Annotated in this window: 9 protein-coding genes; 3 read left to right on the top strand and 6 right to left on the bottom strand. The window is 44.0% G+C overall.

Features of this window, described 5'->3' with window-relative positions; genetic code table 11:
• Positions 1-36 precede the first annotated feature (36 nt).
• The 6 genes from AACZ11_RS05885 to AACZ11_RS05860 form a co-directional block, all read right to left on the bottom strand.
• Entirely contained in the window at positions 37-1,305 is a 1,269-nt protein-coding gene (locus tag AACZ11_RS05885; protein ID WP_339831780.1) for a Shedu immune nuclease family protein, read from the bottom strand.
• Between the two features lie 83 nt (positions 1,306-1,388).
• Positions 1,389-2,507: a DNA polymerase III subunit beta gene (dnaN, locus tag AACZ11_RS05880; protein WP_290628675.1), complete on the bottom strand. Its 1,119-nt coding sequence runs from the start codon at positions 2,505-2,507 to the stop codon at positions 1,389-1,391.
• Between the two features lie 128 nt (positions 2,508-2,635).
• Positions 2,636-4,327: a gliding motility-associated ABC transporter substrate-binding protein GldG gene (gene gldG / locus AACZ11_RS05875; RefSeq protein WP_339831776.1), complete on the bottom strand. Its 1,692-nt coding sequence runs from the start codon at positions 4,325-4,327 to the stop codon at positions 2,636-2,638.
• A complete protein-coding gene (gldF, locus tag AACZ11_RS05870; RefSeq protein WP_290628677.1) occupies positions 4,327-5,040 on the bottom strand; it encodes a gliding motility-associated ABC transporter permease subunit GldF in 714 nt (237 codons plus the stop codon). The genes gldG and gldF overlap by 1 nt, the downstream gene beginning before the upstream one ends.
• Positions 5,041-5,216: 176 nt before the next feature.
• The gene (locus AACZ11_RS05865; protein WP_290628678.1) at positions 5,217-5,510 is read right to left on the bottom strand and encodes an antibiotic biosynthesis monooxygenase family protein; all 294 of its coding nucleotides are present in this window, start codon (positions 5,508-5,510) and stop codon (positions 5,217-5,219) included.
• A gap of 1 nt (position 5,511) precedes the next feature.
• Positions 5,512-6,342 carry an SAM-dependent chlorinase/fluorinase gene (locus AACZ11_RS05860; protein ID WP_290628679.1) on the bottom strand — a complete coding sequence of 277 codons (831 nt, stop codon included), beginning with the start codon at positions 6,340-6,342 and terminating at the stop codon, positions 5,512-5,514.
• A 108-nt stretch (positions 6,343-6,450) separates the two neighbouring features.
• Between AACZ11_RS05860 and AACZ11_RS05855 the strand changes: the two genes are divergently transcribed.
• From AACZ11_RS05855 to AACZ11_RS05845, 3 genes are all read left to right on the top strand, one after another.
• Positions 6,451-7,404 carry a PhoH family protein gene (locus AACZ11_RS05855; protein ID WP_290628680.1) on the top strand — a complete coding sequence of 318 codons (954 nt, stop codon included), beginning with the start codon at positions 6,451-6,453 and terminating at the stop codon, positions 7,402-7,404.
• 3 nt (positions 7,405-7,407) lie between these two features.
• Positions 7,408-8,361, top strand: a complete 954-nt coding sequence (locus tag AACZ11_RS05850) for a phosphoribosylaminoimidazolesuccinocarboxamide synthase (RefSeq protein ID WP_290628681.1) — start codon at positions 7,408-7,410, stop codon at positions 8,359-8,361.
• 570 nt (positions 8,362-8,931) lie between these two features.
• A partial coding sequence (locus AACZ11_RS05845; protein ID WP_339831771.1) for a GEVED domain-containing protein occupies positions 8,932-16,915 on the top strand: 7,984 nt, incomplete at its 3' end.

Here is a 16,915-nt window from a genome sequence, read left to right as displayed (position 1 = left end):
TTTTTACCTCAGTTCTTTGTTGCCAGTAGTACTTTTTTAAAATGGTAAATCATCATATTCTTCATCCGATACATTATTCAGTTCAGATTCTTCATTATTTTTTCCGTCATTGACAATAAACGTTGCTCTTGCAAAAAGCTCATCATAAGTCAGGATTTCAATATTCCTTGAATTTCGTCTGTAAAGTTCAAATGTCTTTTTCTTTATTAAGTCAGTTTTTGTAGAACCTGAAAATTGATTAGAATTACCAATTATTAAAATTGTTTTTGGGTCAAATGTCTTTTGTTCAATTTTATTTCCTTCTCCGTCAAACTGTTCTGTTTGTGATTTTATTTTCCATTCTGCTTTTTGAGCAAGGATTTGTGAAACAGCATAGGTCAAATCCTTTGACAATCTCCAAGATTCAGAACGATTTTTGTCTTTTTCGAATAGAGCTGTATCTGGCCTTTTTAACTCAACCAAAACAGTGAAATTTTTATCGGCAAGTAGATAGTCCGATTTCACTTCATTTTTTCCATCGAGGTCAGTTGATGAAACCGAAGCTTCTCTTTGAAGGATGCTCAAAAATCTGTAGTCAAGTCCATATCCGAAAATCCAAGAATTTTGTTTGAAGAATAATTGCCATTCTGGTTCAGTAACGTCCTTTTCAAGAAGTTCACTAAATAACTCCAAACCTTCTTTTCGTCCAGATAGAATATTCAAGTCTTCTTTTGTCAAAACATTATTACGTAAAGTCTCTAAAACAGATTCTCTTTTTTCTTTTTCTAAATCTGATAATTTGTCAACTATATCAGCCAATTCTTTATCAACAAGAACTTTACTTGGATCTGGTTTTGTTAAGTTTAGAAGTATTTTTCTGTTTGGTAATGTTCCTTCTTCAATTACAAAACGTTCTTTGTTTGAAAAATCTAAAAACTTTAAGTCGCTTAAAAATTTTAATAAAGCAGTAAATTCTTCTTGACTAAATGAAAAAGCTGTTTCTTGAATAGGTGTTGTTATTCCTGTTTCTTGATTTTCCGTAAACTTTTGTAAAGTAAATTCTAATAGGTTGGTGTCTTTTATTGAGTAAACAATTGCACTGACTTGATATTTGTCTTCAAAAATTCCAGTTTCTCGTAGTACAATTTCTCCTTTTACTTCAGCAAACTCATTGATGGTTTCCTTTTTGAAAACTTTCTTTACGAATCGTTTTTCATTGGTAAAAATGCTTCTAAATTTCAAATAAGGAAATGATTTGCTTACGTAAATCCGAGATGGACTTCGCATTTTAAAGTATTCTAATTCCTTTTTTAAATTTCTTCGCATTCAAGGTCGGTATTACTGGCAACACCGGCTATCATTAATTTTTTTCCTAAACCAAAAAAGGCTGCTTTCGCAACCTTTTCTGTTTAATTGTTTAACATCACCGGCATCACCAGCATGGTCACCTGCTCGCCTTCGTCCAGGCCGTCCACAGGGGTGAGGATCCCCGCCCGGTTGGGCAGCGACATGGCCAGTGAGACTTCGTCACTGGTAAGGTTGTTGAGCATTTCGGTAAGGAAACGGGAGTTGAACCCTATTTGCATATCGTCTCCTTGATAGTCACAGGTGAGGCGCTCTTCGGCCTTGTTGCTGTAATCGATATCTTCGGCAGAGATGTTCAGTTCGGCGCCTGCGATCTTTAAACGTATTTGGTGCGTGGTCTTGTTCGAGAAGATGGACACCCGCCGTACCGAGTTAAGGAATTGGTTGCGGTCTATGGTGAGTCTGTTCGGGTTCTCCTTAGGGATCACCGCTTCGTAGTTAGGATATTTCCCGTCTATAAGGCGGCAGATCATCTGGGTGCCGTCAAAAGAGAACTTGGCGTTGCTCTCGTTGTATTCGATCACCACTTCGTCCTCGCTTCCGGCTAAGATGCCTTTTAAAAGGTTAAGTGGCTTCTTCGGCATGATGAATTCGGCAGTTTGTGAGGCCGAAACATCTTCGCGTGTATATTTTACCAATTTGTGTGCGTCGGTTGCAACAAAGGTGAGCCCTTCCGTAGAGAACTGAAAGAACACCCCGCTCATCACCGGACGCAGATCGTCGTTTCCGCTGGCAAAGATGGTCTTGCTGATGGCCGTGGCCAGTATATCGCCTTGTACCACAGTGCTAGAGGGGTCCTTTAAGGCCACCGCATTCGGGAATTCTTCGCCATTGGCATAGGCCAATGCGTATTTCCCGTGGTTGGAACTTATTTCCACGGTGCTGTTGTCTTCTATGGTAAAGGTGAGTGGTTGCTCCGGAAAGGTTTTTAGCGTATCCAATAAGAGCCGGGCAGGGATACATACCTTGCCTTTCTCGTTGCTTTCTACATCCAGTTTGGAGGAAATGGTCGTCTCCAGATCCGATGCCGATACCACTAAGGTGCTTCCGTCCAGATCGAACAGGAAGTTATCTAAAATAGGCAGCGTGTTGTTATTGTTGATAATGCCCCCTAATACTTGTAATTGCTTTAATAAATACGAACTCGATACAATAAATTTCATCTACGTTAAATTTCTATCTGTTAGTTTCCGTGTGTCATCTTGCGCCGCTGTTCTTAGCGCACTGGCCGTGATGCATCCCTACAAATATATTTCAATTGGGACGTATAAGAAAACTAACTTATTAACAACTAACGGGCGTATTTTCGCTTCCGAAGATAGGAGAATACCACACCGAATAGTGCCAGCAAAACCAATGGTAGCAAGACATTAACGAGTTGCCATTGGCCGCGCTGCTCGGCGGTGCGTTGCGGATCGAGGAAGGGTACCGCAATTTCCTTGGTTCGAATGTTTATAAGTCCGCTGTCATCCAGCAAATAATTCACCGTATTGAGCAAGAATTCTTTATTTCCGTAGAAGGCATTCGTCATTTTGTCGAAGCCTAGTTCCAGCGGCCGATTGCGGTCCAGCTGATTCACAATCACGTCACCGTCACTTATCACCACCATCTTGGCAGGGACGCTTTGCGTCTTATCTTCGGAAAGTTGAAAAGGTTTTATTCTGTTCGTAAATGCCGAAGGAAAGCTGCCTTCAAGTAGTACCGCCAGCGGGGTTTCACCTGCGGTATATTCTGAAGGGTCCGGGCCTTCGTTCACTACCTGAAGGTTCTTCGGGATCTCCTTGTCATAATCGATTTCCGCAGGCAATCCTACGATCTTGGTGATAGGGGACGAGGAGAGTAGTACGGTCTTTTCCAAACGGCTTGGTAACGTATCGATGGCACTGGCATACGAGAACTTTACGGCTTCGATATTGCTGGTGATGGGGTGGTCGCTGCCACTGGCGCTCAACGGATTGTAGAACCAGGGATACCGGTTGTACTGTGCCTCGTTTTCGGAACCCGTAGCCAAGACAATGGGAGCCGAATAGACATCTTTCACCAAGTTGGGGTTAATCCGCAACCCGTATTTGAAGAAGAGATCGGTGAGGTTGAGATCGGTCCCAAAGACTATGGTCTTTCCGGAAATGGTATCGGTTTGGAGTTCGGTCGCATCGATGAGCCAAAGGGAGGCACCGCCGTTCATGGTGTATTGATCGAGGATGTACTTTTCTGAATCTGTAAAGGCTTGCTGTGGTTTGGCAGATACAATTAGATCGAATCCGTTGAGCTGTTCTAAGGTCCTTTTAGGATTCACCGCAGCAGAATCTAGTGTAAAGGGCGCGATGAAGTAATACTCACGTAAGGTGGTAAAAAAATCGGCAATGTATCGTTCATCGAGCTGACCGTTTCCTTTGAGTACGGCTACTTTTCGTTTCTTCGGAAATACCAGCTTGTTGAACCCATCGGCAAAGGCGTATTCCAGATTTTGAATGGAACTGTTCACCCGCTCTTCCGAAGTGGCCCCTAACTGATTCTTGAGCAAGGGGATCTTGACGGTCTTGTCCTTGTAATACGCCAGCGCCCAGGGATAGATGAGTTCTGTGCTTATTTTACCATCCTCCCGCACTTCGATCTGTGCCGCCTTGAGTCCGAAGTTGGCTAATTGCTGTCTAATGGCAGCCGGATCTTCTTCCCCTTCCAACGGATCGATGAATTCGTAGGTAATATTTGGATTATAGGCGGCAAACTCTTCTAATAATTGGCGTGTTTCTAGCTGTAATCGCCGAAATTCAGGAGGAAATGTTCCTGTGAGAAAGACATCCACGATCATGGGGGAGTCGACCGTCGCAATGGTTTCTTTGGCAGCTTGCGAAAGCGTGTACCGTTGATCTTGGGTAAGGTCGAAACGATGGTACACATGCTGCGAGAGCACGTTCAAAAGGATAAGTCCCAGAACAAGGACCGCAAAGGAGGTGATATGTTTTTTGTTGGTATGTATCACTACTCTTTACTTATTTTTAAAACGGTTGCCGCAAGAAACAGCCCCGCGACACTTAAAAAATAGATAATATCTCGCGTATCAAGGACACCCCGTGCCACACTGTTAAAGTGTGCTTTCATACCAAATCCTTGAACCACGGCAGCATTTGTTAGTTCGGCCATAGCTTCAAAACCGTAATACAAGCCAAAACAGAGAAACATAGCGATAAGGAAGGCTACGATTTGGTTTTGGGAAAGGGTGGAGGCAAACACGCCAATGGCGGTATAGGCAAGCACCAAGAACAGCAATCCGATATAAGATCCCAAGGTACTCCCAACGTCCCAATTTCCCGGCGGATTCCCAAGATTGGAAATGGTTAGGATATACAACAAAGTAGGTAGGATTGCGATCACGATAAGGATTACAGCGCCAAAGTATTTGCCAAGAACAATGTTGCGTAAGGAAATAGGCTTGGTTAGTAACAGCTCCAGTGTACCCATCTTCATTTCTTCACTGAAGGCACGCATGGTGACAGCTGGAATAAGGAACAACAGCACCCAGGGAGCCAGTTCAAAAAATGCAGAAAGATCGGCAAACCCGGCGTCTAGTATATTGAAGGTTCCGGCAAAGACCCAAAGGAACAACCCATTGATTAACAAAAAGGTTGCGATCACCAAATACCCGACCGGGCCGGCAAAAAATGCATTGATCTCTCTTTTAATAATAGCTGTCATTCTTATTTTTATCTCCTAACTCCTAACTCCTAACTCCTAACTCCTAACTCCTAACTCCCAACTTCCAACTCCCAACCCCTAACTCCAAATTCCAAACTCCCAACTTCCAACTTCCAACTCCAAACTCCCAACTCCCAACTCCCAACTCCCAACTTCCAACTCCTAACTCCCAATTCCTAACTCACCCATACCGTATCCACACTCCAGGCAACTGGTTTAGAACGGAACATCGGTTTGGTTGTTGCCCATACTTTCTTAAAAAGTGAACTGTTGCGATAAGCATCCAGATCCGCTGTGGCTTTCCATTTACTATAGGTAAAGAAGATAGTATCATCATCCTTATCACGGTACAATTCCAAAAATTCACATCCCGGAAAGTTTCGGATCTTATCCTTTACAGATTCAAAATTATCTAAAAAGGCCGGCACCTTCGCCTCTTGAAATTCCATTTTTACAATTCTTGTGAACATGCTAGCTAAAATTTACGGTAATGGTGTCTCGAAAACCCAATCCGAATAAGGTCGACGCACTCCCCACGGTCGATGGATTACTTTTATAAATGGCCAATTCTAAATAATTGGACGAGTTCCACAAAGCAAGTTTCTTACCATCCTCTTCTCGGCGTTCCGGGGGAACGTCAAAATTAATGGCATCGCTGTAATGCGTATGAATTTTCGTAAAGGTGGCGCCGCGTGCCGCAATACTAAAATCACGCCCTTTCCCTACATCGTCAAATAGGTTCTTAGTAATATTGCAGATCACATTTCCGTAGTTATCAATGTAGATCACGTTTCCAATGATCTGGTTGGAATCTGAATTCACCACCGGCCGGATTCCCGTGAGCTCTTTTATTTCTGAAATGGTTTTACCGATTACTTCTAAGGTACCGCCACGAGCAAGATGGCATGCAACCTTCACAAATACGTCCAACACAGGAAAGTTACTGGTAATGCGATCGTGAATGTTGATCTCTACGATCTTCTCCGGCTTTATTTCCGAAGCTAACATCGAAATGATACCATTGTTGGCACATAGAAAATAGTGCCCGTCCAGATATACGGCTATATGTGTATTCTCCGGATTCAGTTCACTGTCGATGCCTATGATATGGATACTACCTTCCGGAAAACTGCGATACGCATTTTGAATGATGTAGGCAGCCTCGGTGATGTGAAAGGGTGAAACCGAGTGCGAGATATCAACAATACGAACCGTATCCAGTTCGCTGTAGATAGCCCCTTTAACCGCACCTGCAAAGTGATCCTTCTCTCCAAAATCGGTCGTTAACGTAATGATGGGCATGGGCTAATTGTTGATATTTTGTTTACACAAGTACCACAAAAATAGGTTACTTTTGTGAGTAGCAAAACTATTTTGCATATTGTATTCATAAATTTAATCACACCGCTTTTGAACGAACTTATTATCGAATTGACAGAGATTAGCCCACGTGATTTCTTCGGCCTCCAAAACGCTAATATCGATCTGCTTAAAAAATACTTTCCTAAATTAAAAATAGTTGCTCGCGGTAGCAAGATCAAGGTCTACGGGGACGAAGAGGTTCTCGAAGAGTTCGACTCGCGTATCTCTATGTTGTTGGATCATTTTGCCAAATACAATAAGATCGACGAGAACAGCATCGAGCGAATCCTTCAGAGTGCCGGTCCCGAAGAATACGAGACCTCGCCAAGCAGTAATGAAGTATTGGTGCATGGCGTGAACGGAAAACTGGTCAAGGCTCAAACGGCCAATCAGCGTAAGTTGGTGGAGAAAATGCAAAAGAACGACATGGTCTTTGCCGTGGGTCCTGCGGGAACAGGAAAAACGTATACGGGAGTGGCGCTGGCAGTTAAAGCTTTGAAAGAAAAACAAGTGAAGCGTATTATTCTTACCCGTCCGGCGGTGGAAGCGGGTGAAAATCTGGGTTTCCTTCCCGGAGATCTCAAAGAGAAACTGGATCCGTATATGCAACCCTTGTATGATGCCCTTCGCGATATGATTCCGCATGAGAAATTGGAGATGTTCATTGAGAATGGAACCATTCAGATCGCACCTTTAGCCTTCATGCGCGGTCGTACTTTGGACAACGCCTTTGTTATCCTTGACGAGGCACAGAACACCACCCATGCACAAATGAAGATGTTCTTAACCCGTATGGGTAAGAATGCCAAATTCATGATCACCGGAGACCCGGGGCAAATTGATCTGCCCAGACGTGTGATTTCCGGGCTAAAAGAGGCCTTATTGGTGCTAAAGGATGTTAATGGCGTAGGGATGATCTATTTGGACGACAAGGACGTGATCCGTCACCGTTTGGTGAAAGAAGTGATCGCCGCATACAAGAATATCGAAAACATAGATTAAGAAATGGCGCAAACGCTAACAGTAACAGATTTTCAGTTTCCGGGACAAAAAGCAGTATATCGCGGAAAAGTACGCGAAGTGTATACCTTAGAAGACGACCTCTTGGTCATGGTTGCGACCGATAGGCTTAGTGCTTTCGACGTCGTCATGCCAAAGGGAATACCTTATAAGGGGCAGATCCTAAACCAGATCGCTACGAAGATGATGCGGGATACCGAAGATCTGGTACCCAATTGGTTGATCGCCACGCCCGACCCGAATGTTGCGGTTGGGGCAGCCTGTGAACCGTATAAAGTAGAAATGGTAATCCGCGGGTACTTGAGCGGTCATGCAGCCCGTGAATACAAAGCAGGAAAACGCATGCTCTGTGGTGTAGCAATGCGCGAAGGGATGCAGGAGAATGATAAATTTCCGGAACCTATCATTACCCCGGCTACCAAAGCCGATGCAGGGGATCACGATGAAGACATTTCTCGGGAAGACATTTTGGCACGAGGGATCGTTTCTGAAACGGAATACCTTCAGTTGGAAGACTACACGAGAAAATTGTTTCAGCGTGGAACCGAGATCGCAGCCAAACGCGGATTGATCCTTGTTGATACCAAATATGAATTCGGAAAAACGAAAGCGGGGAAGATCGTTTTAATCGATGAGATCCACACACCCGATTCTTCGCGTTATTTTTATGCGGAAGGCTATTCAGAAAGACAACAAAAAGGAGAACCGCAGAAGCAACTGTCAAAAGAATTCGTACGTCAATGGCTTATTCAGAACGGCTTTCAGGGCTTGGAAGGGCAACGCGTTCCGGAAATGAGCGATGCTTATATCAACAGTGTTTCCGAGCGCTATATTGAATTGTATGAGAATATTACCGGCGAACCGTTTGTAAAGGGGGATCTTTCAGACCTGCATAATCGCATTAAAACCAATGTCTTGAATTATTTGGAACAGCGATAATTCCTACTTTTAACGCTGTAGTCGCTTTCTTTCATTTCTCACAATCTATTGTTAATATTATGGATTTTCAGTATTTACGTCCCGGTATAAATAACTGAAAAACAATAAACTATATTCTTGCTTGACCTTAACTACGTGTTTCCACGTAGTTTTTTTTTCAATAAGTGTTGCTATTTTCTAAGCATATTTCAATAAAATTTACTTTTAATTATCATATAGCAACAACTATTGCAATAAAATTGAAATTTTATAAAACCGAAACATCTTTTTTTGCGTACATGTAAAGAATAGGTAAAAAAATAAGTAGGTATTTAAAACTGAAATAATAACAATTAATGTGACTTACTATATGAAAAGATGCGTATTAGTACGTGGAAGTGCTTCAGCGGTAAGGACAATTTTTACACGGTCATCTTAAAATTAAAAATAACTATATAAAAAAAATACCCTGCAAACTATGGAATCAAAAATAGAATGTTATTGTAAAGAAGTATTATAGGCTATTGACGCTTTGTGATACTTTTTTTATTTCTGTTTCCAAGGAAAATATTAATCTTCAATAAACCAATCATGAAAAACAAAACTACTCGAATTTTAATTATGTTGATAGCACTGGTTGCCTTGACTTTCAATGGACATGCACAAACATATTGTGCTTCTAGTGGAAGCGCAGGAAGCACATTCTACATAGGCCAAACTTGCTTGCAATCAAATTTTCCAAATTGTGAAAACTGTTGTGCGATTCCTGGTTCTTATACAGATGAAACCGGACGAGCACCTATTACAATTTTTACCCCAAACAGTACAACAAACGATCAGTTATCGGTCGGATATAATACCAATGCCGGGGGACTCCAAAATTACACATATGCGTTTTACATTGATTTAAATATAGATGGTGATTTTAATGATCCCAATGAATTGGTGAATTCCGGTTCGGGTAATATTAATTTTCCAACTGGAGGAGGTGGCTCTTTGAATGCTACTCCAATGATTCCTATGTCGGCTACAAACGGTATTACCAGAATGCGGTTTATTGTAAAAAACGGTACTACACCCGTTGCGGGCCCATGCGAAACCGGATTTGATGGTGAAACTGAAGATTGGCCGGTAGAAATTTCTGGTGCAGGTGTAGTTGGGGACACAACACCTCCAAACGCAGTGTGCCAAAATGTGACTGTACAATTGAATGCATCTGGGAATGCTTCAGTTACTGCAGCTCAGGTAGATGGGGGCTCAACTGACGATACAGGAATTACAAGTCGTTCTGTTTCACCCTCGTCATTTACCTGTTCAAACATTGGAGGTAATACAGTAACTCTTACCGTGATGGATGCTGCAGGCAATATGGATACGTGTACTGCAACGGTAACCGTACAGGATAATATAGCCCCCTCCATTACGTGTGCTTCAAACGGTACGCGAAATGTGGATTCGGGATCAAACATGTATACAGTTGTTGGAAATGAATTTGACCCTACGGCGTCTTCAGATAATTGCCCTCCGATAACTATTACCAACAATGTGAATGGAACCACAACTTTAGCCGGGGAATCATTCCCTGTTGGAGATACAGTAATTACTTGGTCGGTAGACGATGGGAATGGTCAAATAACAAGTTGTATTGTGACCATTTCCGTTCAGTTCGACTCAAATCCTATGGTGCCGGGTACGGGGGCTGATGATACTTTTACGATAGTTTTAGACGGAGCCGATGTTGTAGTTATTAATGGGGGGATGGAGCTACTTAGACAACCATCTGCGAGTACTTCATCACTAACACTGAATGGAGCTGGTGGAAATGATTCGGCAACTACAGATTATTCCGGAGGTACTTTCGGTTTCCCGATTATTTTCAATGGAGGTTCTCAAAGCGGTGCTCCTGGTGATGTATTGACCGTAACGGGAGCTACTTTTACAACTCAAACACTTAATTACGACGTTCCAGGAGCGGATGGAAATAATGGAAATATAGATTTGGATGGTTCGACAATTACCTATACGGGATTAGAACCTATTAATGCTGGAGATGCAGCTAACACAATATTAAACCTGCCTTCTGCAGTTGCGAATAATGCCACTTTGCAAAACAGTGCAAATGCTGGTGAAATTGAAATTGTTGATAATGGTGCTACTTTTGAGGATACAGTTATCCCTAACCCTACAAGCACCTTAACGATAAACTTGGGAGACTCGGGTGATATCCTAAACGTAAATACCTTGGATGCAGCATATGCAGCTTCTCTAATTATTAACGGAGGATTAGCAACGACTGATAGTGTACAACTGACGGACGTAGACATCGATTCAGGAAATACAGGACGTGGTCTATATGTAACCGAAACAGAAACGCTAAATATATCCGGGGGAACAATAACGAATAACACGGCTACAATAGGCGGTGGAATTCTAGTCGATAATAGCACCAGTGGTATAGCTACAACGACCACAATTTCTGGTACAATAATATCCAACAATACGGCTTCAAGAGGAGGTGGGATCTTAAATAATGGAGGTATTATGAATATTGGAGCATCTACCTCAATTATATCTAATGCGGCTTCTTTTAGGAGTGGTGGCATTGAAAATTTCGGGGGAACATTAAATGTCTTCGGAACAATTAGCGGTAATATCGCTACCGGTTCAGGAGGGGGCGTTCTTTCACAAGGAGGAACCCTAACTATTGATGGTGCTACCCTATCTGGAAACCAAGCTGGTTTCGTAGGGGGCGGTCTACAGATTGAAGCTGGTGCGACAGTAACTGTTTCTAATAATACCTCATTTACAGGTAACTTAGCTTCAGTAAATGGAGGGGCTGTGAATTTCGGAGGTGGAAGCTTGACCATTAGTGATGCCACAATTTCTGGTAACTCAGCGGGGTCAAATGGAGGGGGAATCTTTTTTGATCTAGGTACACTCTCTCTTACTAATACATCGATTGATGGTAATACGGCCAGTGGATCTGGAGCTACAGAAGGGGGTGGTGGTATCTACCTAAACTCAGGTCGAACGTTAACCTTGGATAATTCAGTAAACATAACGAACAATATAGCTAACGGTACTTCTGGAAGTGGTGGAGGTATTTTTATGAGTACTGGTGCATCCTTAAGTGCTACCGGAACTATAATTAATGGAAATAGAGCCAATCGTGCGGGAGGTGGAATAGAAGACAATTCAGGAGCAGGGTTAAACCTTACTTTAATTAATGTAACCCTTAATAACAACAATACCGGTGTTGCACCTGCCGTAGCCAACCCTGGCAATGGTGGAGGTCTTCACATAACCGGAGCTGGAGATGCAAGCATTACCGGTGGTACCGTTAATGGAAATTTAGCTGCACGTGAAGGTGGAGGTTTATGGAACGGTACAGGAACCATGACGGTTACAGATGTGAGCATTAATGGGAACGACGCTCAAGGAGCCGGTGCCGATGATGGTGGTGGTGGTATCTTCAATAATGGAGGAACACTCATTGTTGACGGTACAAGTACCATTGTTGGAAACATAGCCTCAGGAGCAGCTGGTTCTGGTGGTGGAATCTTCACACTTGGTGGAAGCTTAACAGTCGATAATATTTCTATTTCGGGCAATTCGGCCAATCGTGCCGGTGGGGGTATAGAGATTAATGGTGGAACAAGCTATACATTTAATAATCTAGTACTGAATACAAACTCAATAACAACTCCAAATCCGGGTAACGGAGGTGGATTGCACATTACCGGGCCAGCTAATACAACCTTTAACGGTGGTTCAATCATTAACAATAGTGCGAATGAAGGAGGCGGATTATGGAACGGTAGTGGATTGATGGATATTAACGGAACGATCATAACAGGAAATAGTGCGTTAGGGCCCAATACCGGCGGTGGAGGGATCTTTAACCTTGGTGGAGGTACCGTAGATATCGATGCCGCTACGACTTTAACAGGAAATATAGCTTCTGGGGCAACTCCAGGAGGCCGAGGTGGTGCCATCTTCAACAACACAAACGGTAGCCTTGTACTGGCTTCAGGACTAACAATCAATGGAAACTATGCCAGTAGAGCCGGTGGAGCTATTGAAGATACTTCAGGGGGATTATTGCTTCTTAACGGAGTGACAATGCAAGGAAACGCTGCCGGAGTAGATATTGGTCTAGGAAATACCATAACGGCTAATCCAGGAAATGGAGGGGCTTTACACCTTTCTGGAACCACTAGTGCTACCGTAGATCTTTTCAGTAACATCTCAAATAATTTAGCTGCTTCTGAAGGAGGTGGTTTATGGAACAATTTAGGTACGCTTACCGTAAACCTTCCTATTATGGATGGTAACATAGCAAGTGGCGACGATGCTACTAACGGTGGTGGCGCAATCTTCAATAATGGAGGTACGCTAGATGTAAATGGGGGTGCTTATTCCAATAATGTAGCCGACGGAATCTCAGGTTCTGGTGGGGCCATTATGAGTGTTGATGGAGCTGTTACCATTACTGATGTGGTAATGGCTTTCAATACCTCAAATCGTGCCGGAGGTGCTATCGAGCTTATTGACGGTACCCTGACAGTAGACGGAAATTATAATTTAAGTCAGAACAATGCCGGCGCAAATCCAGGTAACGGAGGTGCAGTTCATATTTCAGGAACGGCCAATTCAACCTTTATCGGTGGACTTATACAAAATAATATTGCCGGAAGAGAAGGAGGTGGATTGTGGAACAATACGGGTTTAATGACCGTAACTGGAACTCAAATTGATGCGAACGATGCCCAAGGTGGTGCCGCTGCCGACGATGGTGGGGGAGGAATCTTCAATAATGGCGGAACCGTTACCGTAGATGGTGGAAGTACCATCACGAACAATACAGCTTCAGGATCCACATTGGGCTCTGGAGGAGGAATATTGAACCTGAACGGAACGCTTAACCTTGATGGAATTTCCGTCACGGGCAATACATCGAACCGTGCCGGTGGAGGAATTGAAATTAATGTGGCTGCAACAACTACTTCAACCTTTACGAACATTACATTGGACGGAAACAATGCAGGAACAAGTCCTGGTAATGGAGGTGGACTTCACATCACAGGTCCAGGAAACGTCACATTGAACGGAGGATCGGTTACCAATAATATCGCCAATGAAGGCGGGGGACTTTGGAACGGAAGTGGACTGATGGATATTAATGGAACAACGATTACGGACAACAGTGCCTTAGGTTCAAACACCGGAGGTGGTGGAATCTTTAACAATGGAAACGGAACGGTAGATGTCGATGCGGCTACAACCTTATCAACGAATATCGCTATGGGGGCAACTCCGGGCGGACGTGGAGGAGCAATCTTCAATAACACCAACGGTGTTCTTGCATTGGCTTCGGGACTTTCCATTACTGGAAATTATGCCAGTAGAGCCGGTGGAGCGATTGAGGATGCTTCCAATGGAATTTTGACCTTGAATGGTATCACAATGAGCGGCAACACTGCAGGAGTGGATATCGGCTTAGGAACGATGGCCAATCCGGGTAATGGAGGAGCTCTTCACCTATCGGGAACCACAAATGCAAACATCACAGGAAGTACAATATCAAACAACCAAGCTGCACTTGAAGGCGGTGGTCTTTGGAACAACGCTGGGACAATGGTTGTTTCTTCAACCACAGTTTCTGGAAACACAGCCCAAGGTGATGCTGCGGATGATGGTGGTGGAGGTATCTTTAATAATGGTGGAACCTTAACACTTGTTGGAAATTCTGTATTGATATCCAATAATACTGCTTCGGGTACTTCCGGAAGTGGTGGTGGAATTTTTAGTACAGACGGAACGGTTACTATGGGGCAAGCGATTATTGAAGACAATTCGGCAAACAGAGCCGGAGGTGGTATTGAACTAATAAATGGAACCCTAAATGGAACAGGAACACGATTACGCAATAATGATGTAAATGGTGGCGCGGGAATACCTAATCCGGGTAATGGTGGTGGTTTCCATGTAACGGGTGTTGCTACAATTACATTTAACAATTCTATAGTATCGGGTAATGATGCTGCCTCTGAAGGAGGGGGTCTTTGGAACCAAGCTGGTACTACTATGAATGTCATCGCAACGCAAATTGTAAATAACGAGGCATTAGGTGCTGCTGCCGATAATGGTGGAGGAGGTATCTTTAACAATGGAGGAACGTTGAACATATCAACGGGTGCTGGTCCAAGTACATTAATAAATAACAGAGCTACCGGTACTGCAGGATCTGGTGGAGGTTTATTTTCAACGGATGGTGCAGTAACTATTGGTGCGTCAACGGTTATTACTGGAAACCGTGCCAACAGAGCCGGAGGAGGTATCGAAATTATTAATGGTGACCTTGATCTAACCGATGTAACCCTTGATAACAATAACGCCGGAGTTGCTCCTGCGACTGCTGCTCCTGGAAACGGTGGTGGCTTACACATTACTGGTACTGCCAATGCAACCATTACCGGCGGAACAGTAGACAGCAATGTCGCTGCTTCTGAAGGTGGTGGACTATGGAACGGTACCGGAACAATGACAGTGGATGCCGTGCCGGTGACTAACAACACTGCCAGTGGTGCTGCTGCCGATAATGGCGGTGGTGGGATCTTTAACAATGGAGGAACTTTGGATGTCCTTGCAGGAACGTCGATTACCGATAACGTTGCCGATGGTGCGGCCGGATCGGGTGGAGGAATCTTCTCTACTAATGGAGCCGTTACCGTTACGGACGCAACCATAACCAACAACACTGCCAATAGAGCAGGTGGGGGTATTGAATTGATAGAAGGTTCTCTGATTATGTCAGGAACAACCTTAGATACAAACAACGCCGGAGTTGCTCCTGCGACTGCTGCTCCTGGAAACGGTGGTGGCTTACACATTACTGGTACTGCCAATGCAACCATTACCGGCGGAACAGTAGACAGCAATGTCGCTGCTTCTGAAGGTGGTGGACTATGGAACGGTACTGGAACAATGACAGTGGATGCCGTGCCGGTGACCAACAACATTGCCAGTGGTGCTGCCGCTGATAATGGTGGTGGAGGAATTTTCAACAACGGAGGAACACTCGATGTTCTTAGTGGCACAACAATTAATAATAATTTCGCAAATGGAACCGCAGGTTCGGGAGGTGGTATTTTCTCCACCAATGGAACGGTAACAATTGCTGATATAACTATTTTCTCAAATTATGCGAATCGTGCCGGAGGGGCGATTGAAGTGATCGATGGAGCGTTAAATCTTAACGGAACCGTGGTCGCATTTAATGATGTAAACGGAACAGCGGGAACACCTGCTCCCGGTAATGGAGGTGGAATCCATATTTCAGGAATAACGACCACAAACATTAACAACGCCGTTATTTCTGCAAATCAAGCTGCTCGTGAAGGTGGTGGGCTTTGGAACCAAGCCGGAAGCACCATGAATGTTTTTGATACCATGGTCAACATCAACAGTGCAAGCGGATCGGCTGCTGACGATGGCGGTGGCGGTATCTTCAATAACGGTGGAAATCTTGGAATCGTCAACGGAACAGTTCAGAATAACATAGCGAACGGAACTTCAGGATCTGGAGGAGGTCTTTTCTCCACAGCTGGAACAGTAGCTATCATTGGCGGAATGATCGATAACAATGCTGCAAACCGTGCAGGAGGAGGAATTGAGATTGTAGATGGTACATTAGATATGTTCAATACATCCCTTATTACCAACAGCGTAGATGGTTCTGCGGGAACACCCGCTCCGGGGAACGGAGGAGGAATGCACGTTACAGGTACAGCAACGATTAATATTGCGGGAGCTACTATTTCAGGTAATGATGCTGCGAGTGAAGGTGGCGGATTATGGAATCAGTCTGGAAGTACAATGACAGTTGACAGCTCTATCTTAGATGGCAACACTGCCGGAGGAGATGACCCAACTAATGGAGGAGGAGGCATCTTCAACAATGGAGGAGTGCTCATGGTCCAAAATTTCACAACCATTTCCAACAACGTTGCTACCGGTCTTGCAGGTTCCGGAGGAGGAATCCTAAATGTAGATGGAGGAACTGTAGTTGTCAATAATACAACAATCGAAAACAACTCGGCCAAGAGAGCCGGTGGTGGAATTGAAGACAATTCTTCTGTTGCGGTCGGAAGTATCACGTTGTTCAATGTAAATTTAGACAATAACGCAACAGCTTCTGCACCGGGTAACGGTGGAGGATTGCATATGACGGGACCTGGTACATCTACAATAACCAACGGTACCGTTAATGGGAACAGTGCGGCACTTGAAGGTGGCGGACTGTGGAACGGTAGCGGATCAATGACCGTTAACAATACAACTATTGATGGAAACACCGCCAGTGGCGCTGCTGCCAATGAAGGTGGTGGAGGAATCTTTAACGCCGGAGGAACACTCACGGTGACGAACGCTACGATCACCAATAACATAGCTAACGGAGCTGCAGGTTCCGGTGGTGGTATACTCAATGACATGGGAACCTTAACGGTAACCGACACTGAATTGAGTGGAAACACTTCCATGAGAGCCGGTGGCGGAATTGAGGTAGCTTCCG

Source organism: uncultured Altibacter sp. (assembly GCF_963972995.1).
GTDB lineage: Bacteria > Bacteroidota > Bacteroidia > Flavobacteriales > Flavobacteriaceae > Altibacter.
Note: the sequence above shows the minus strand (reverse complement) of the source record. Positions and strands in the feature narration are given on the sequence as shown.

Coding starts and splice junctions, on each gene's coding strand:
- AACZ11_RS05885 (WP_339831780.1), bottom strand. CDS start 1,305: ATGCGAAGAAATTTAAAAAAGGAATTAGAATACTTTAAAATGCGAAGT.
- dnaN (WP_290628675.1), bottom strand. CDS start 2,507: ATGAAATTTATTGTATCGAGTTCGTATTTATTAAAGCAATTACAAGTA.
- gldF (WP_290628677.1), bottom strand. CDS start 5,040: ATGACAGCTATTATTAAAAGAGAGATCAATGCATTTTTTGCCGGCCCG.
- AACZ11_RS05865 (WP_290628678.1), bottom strand. CDS start 5,510: ATGTTCACAAGAATTGTAAAAATGGAATTTCAAGAGGCGAAGGTGCCG.
- AACZ11_RS05860 (WP_290628679.1), bottom strand. CDS start 6,342: ATGCCCATCATTACGTTAACGACCGATTTTGGAGAGAAGGATCACTTT.
- AACZ11_RS05850 (WP_290628681.1), top strand. CDS start 7,408: ATGGCGCAAACGCTAACAGTAACAGATTTTCAGTTTCCGGGACAAAAA.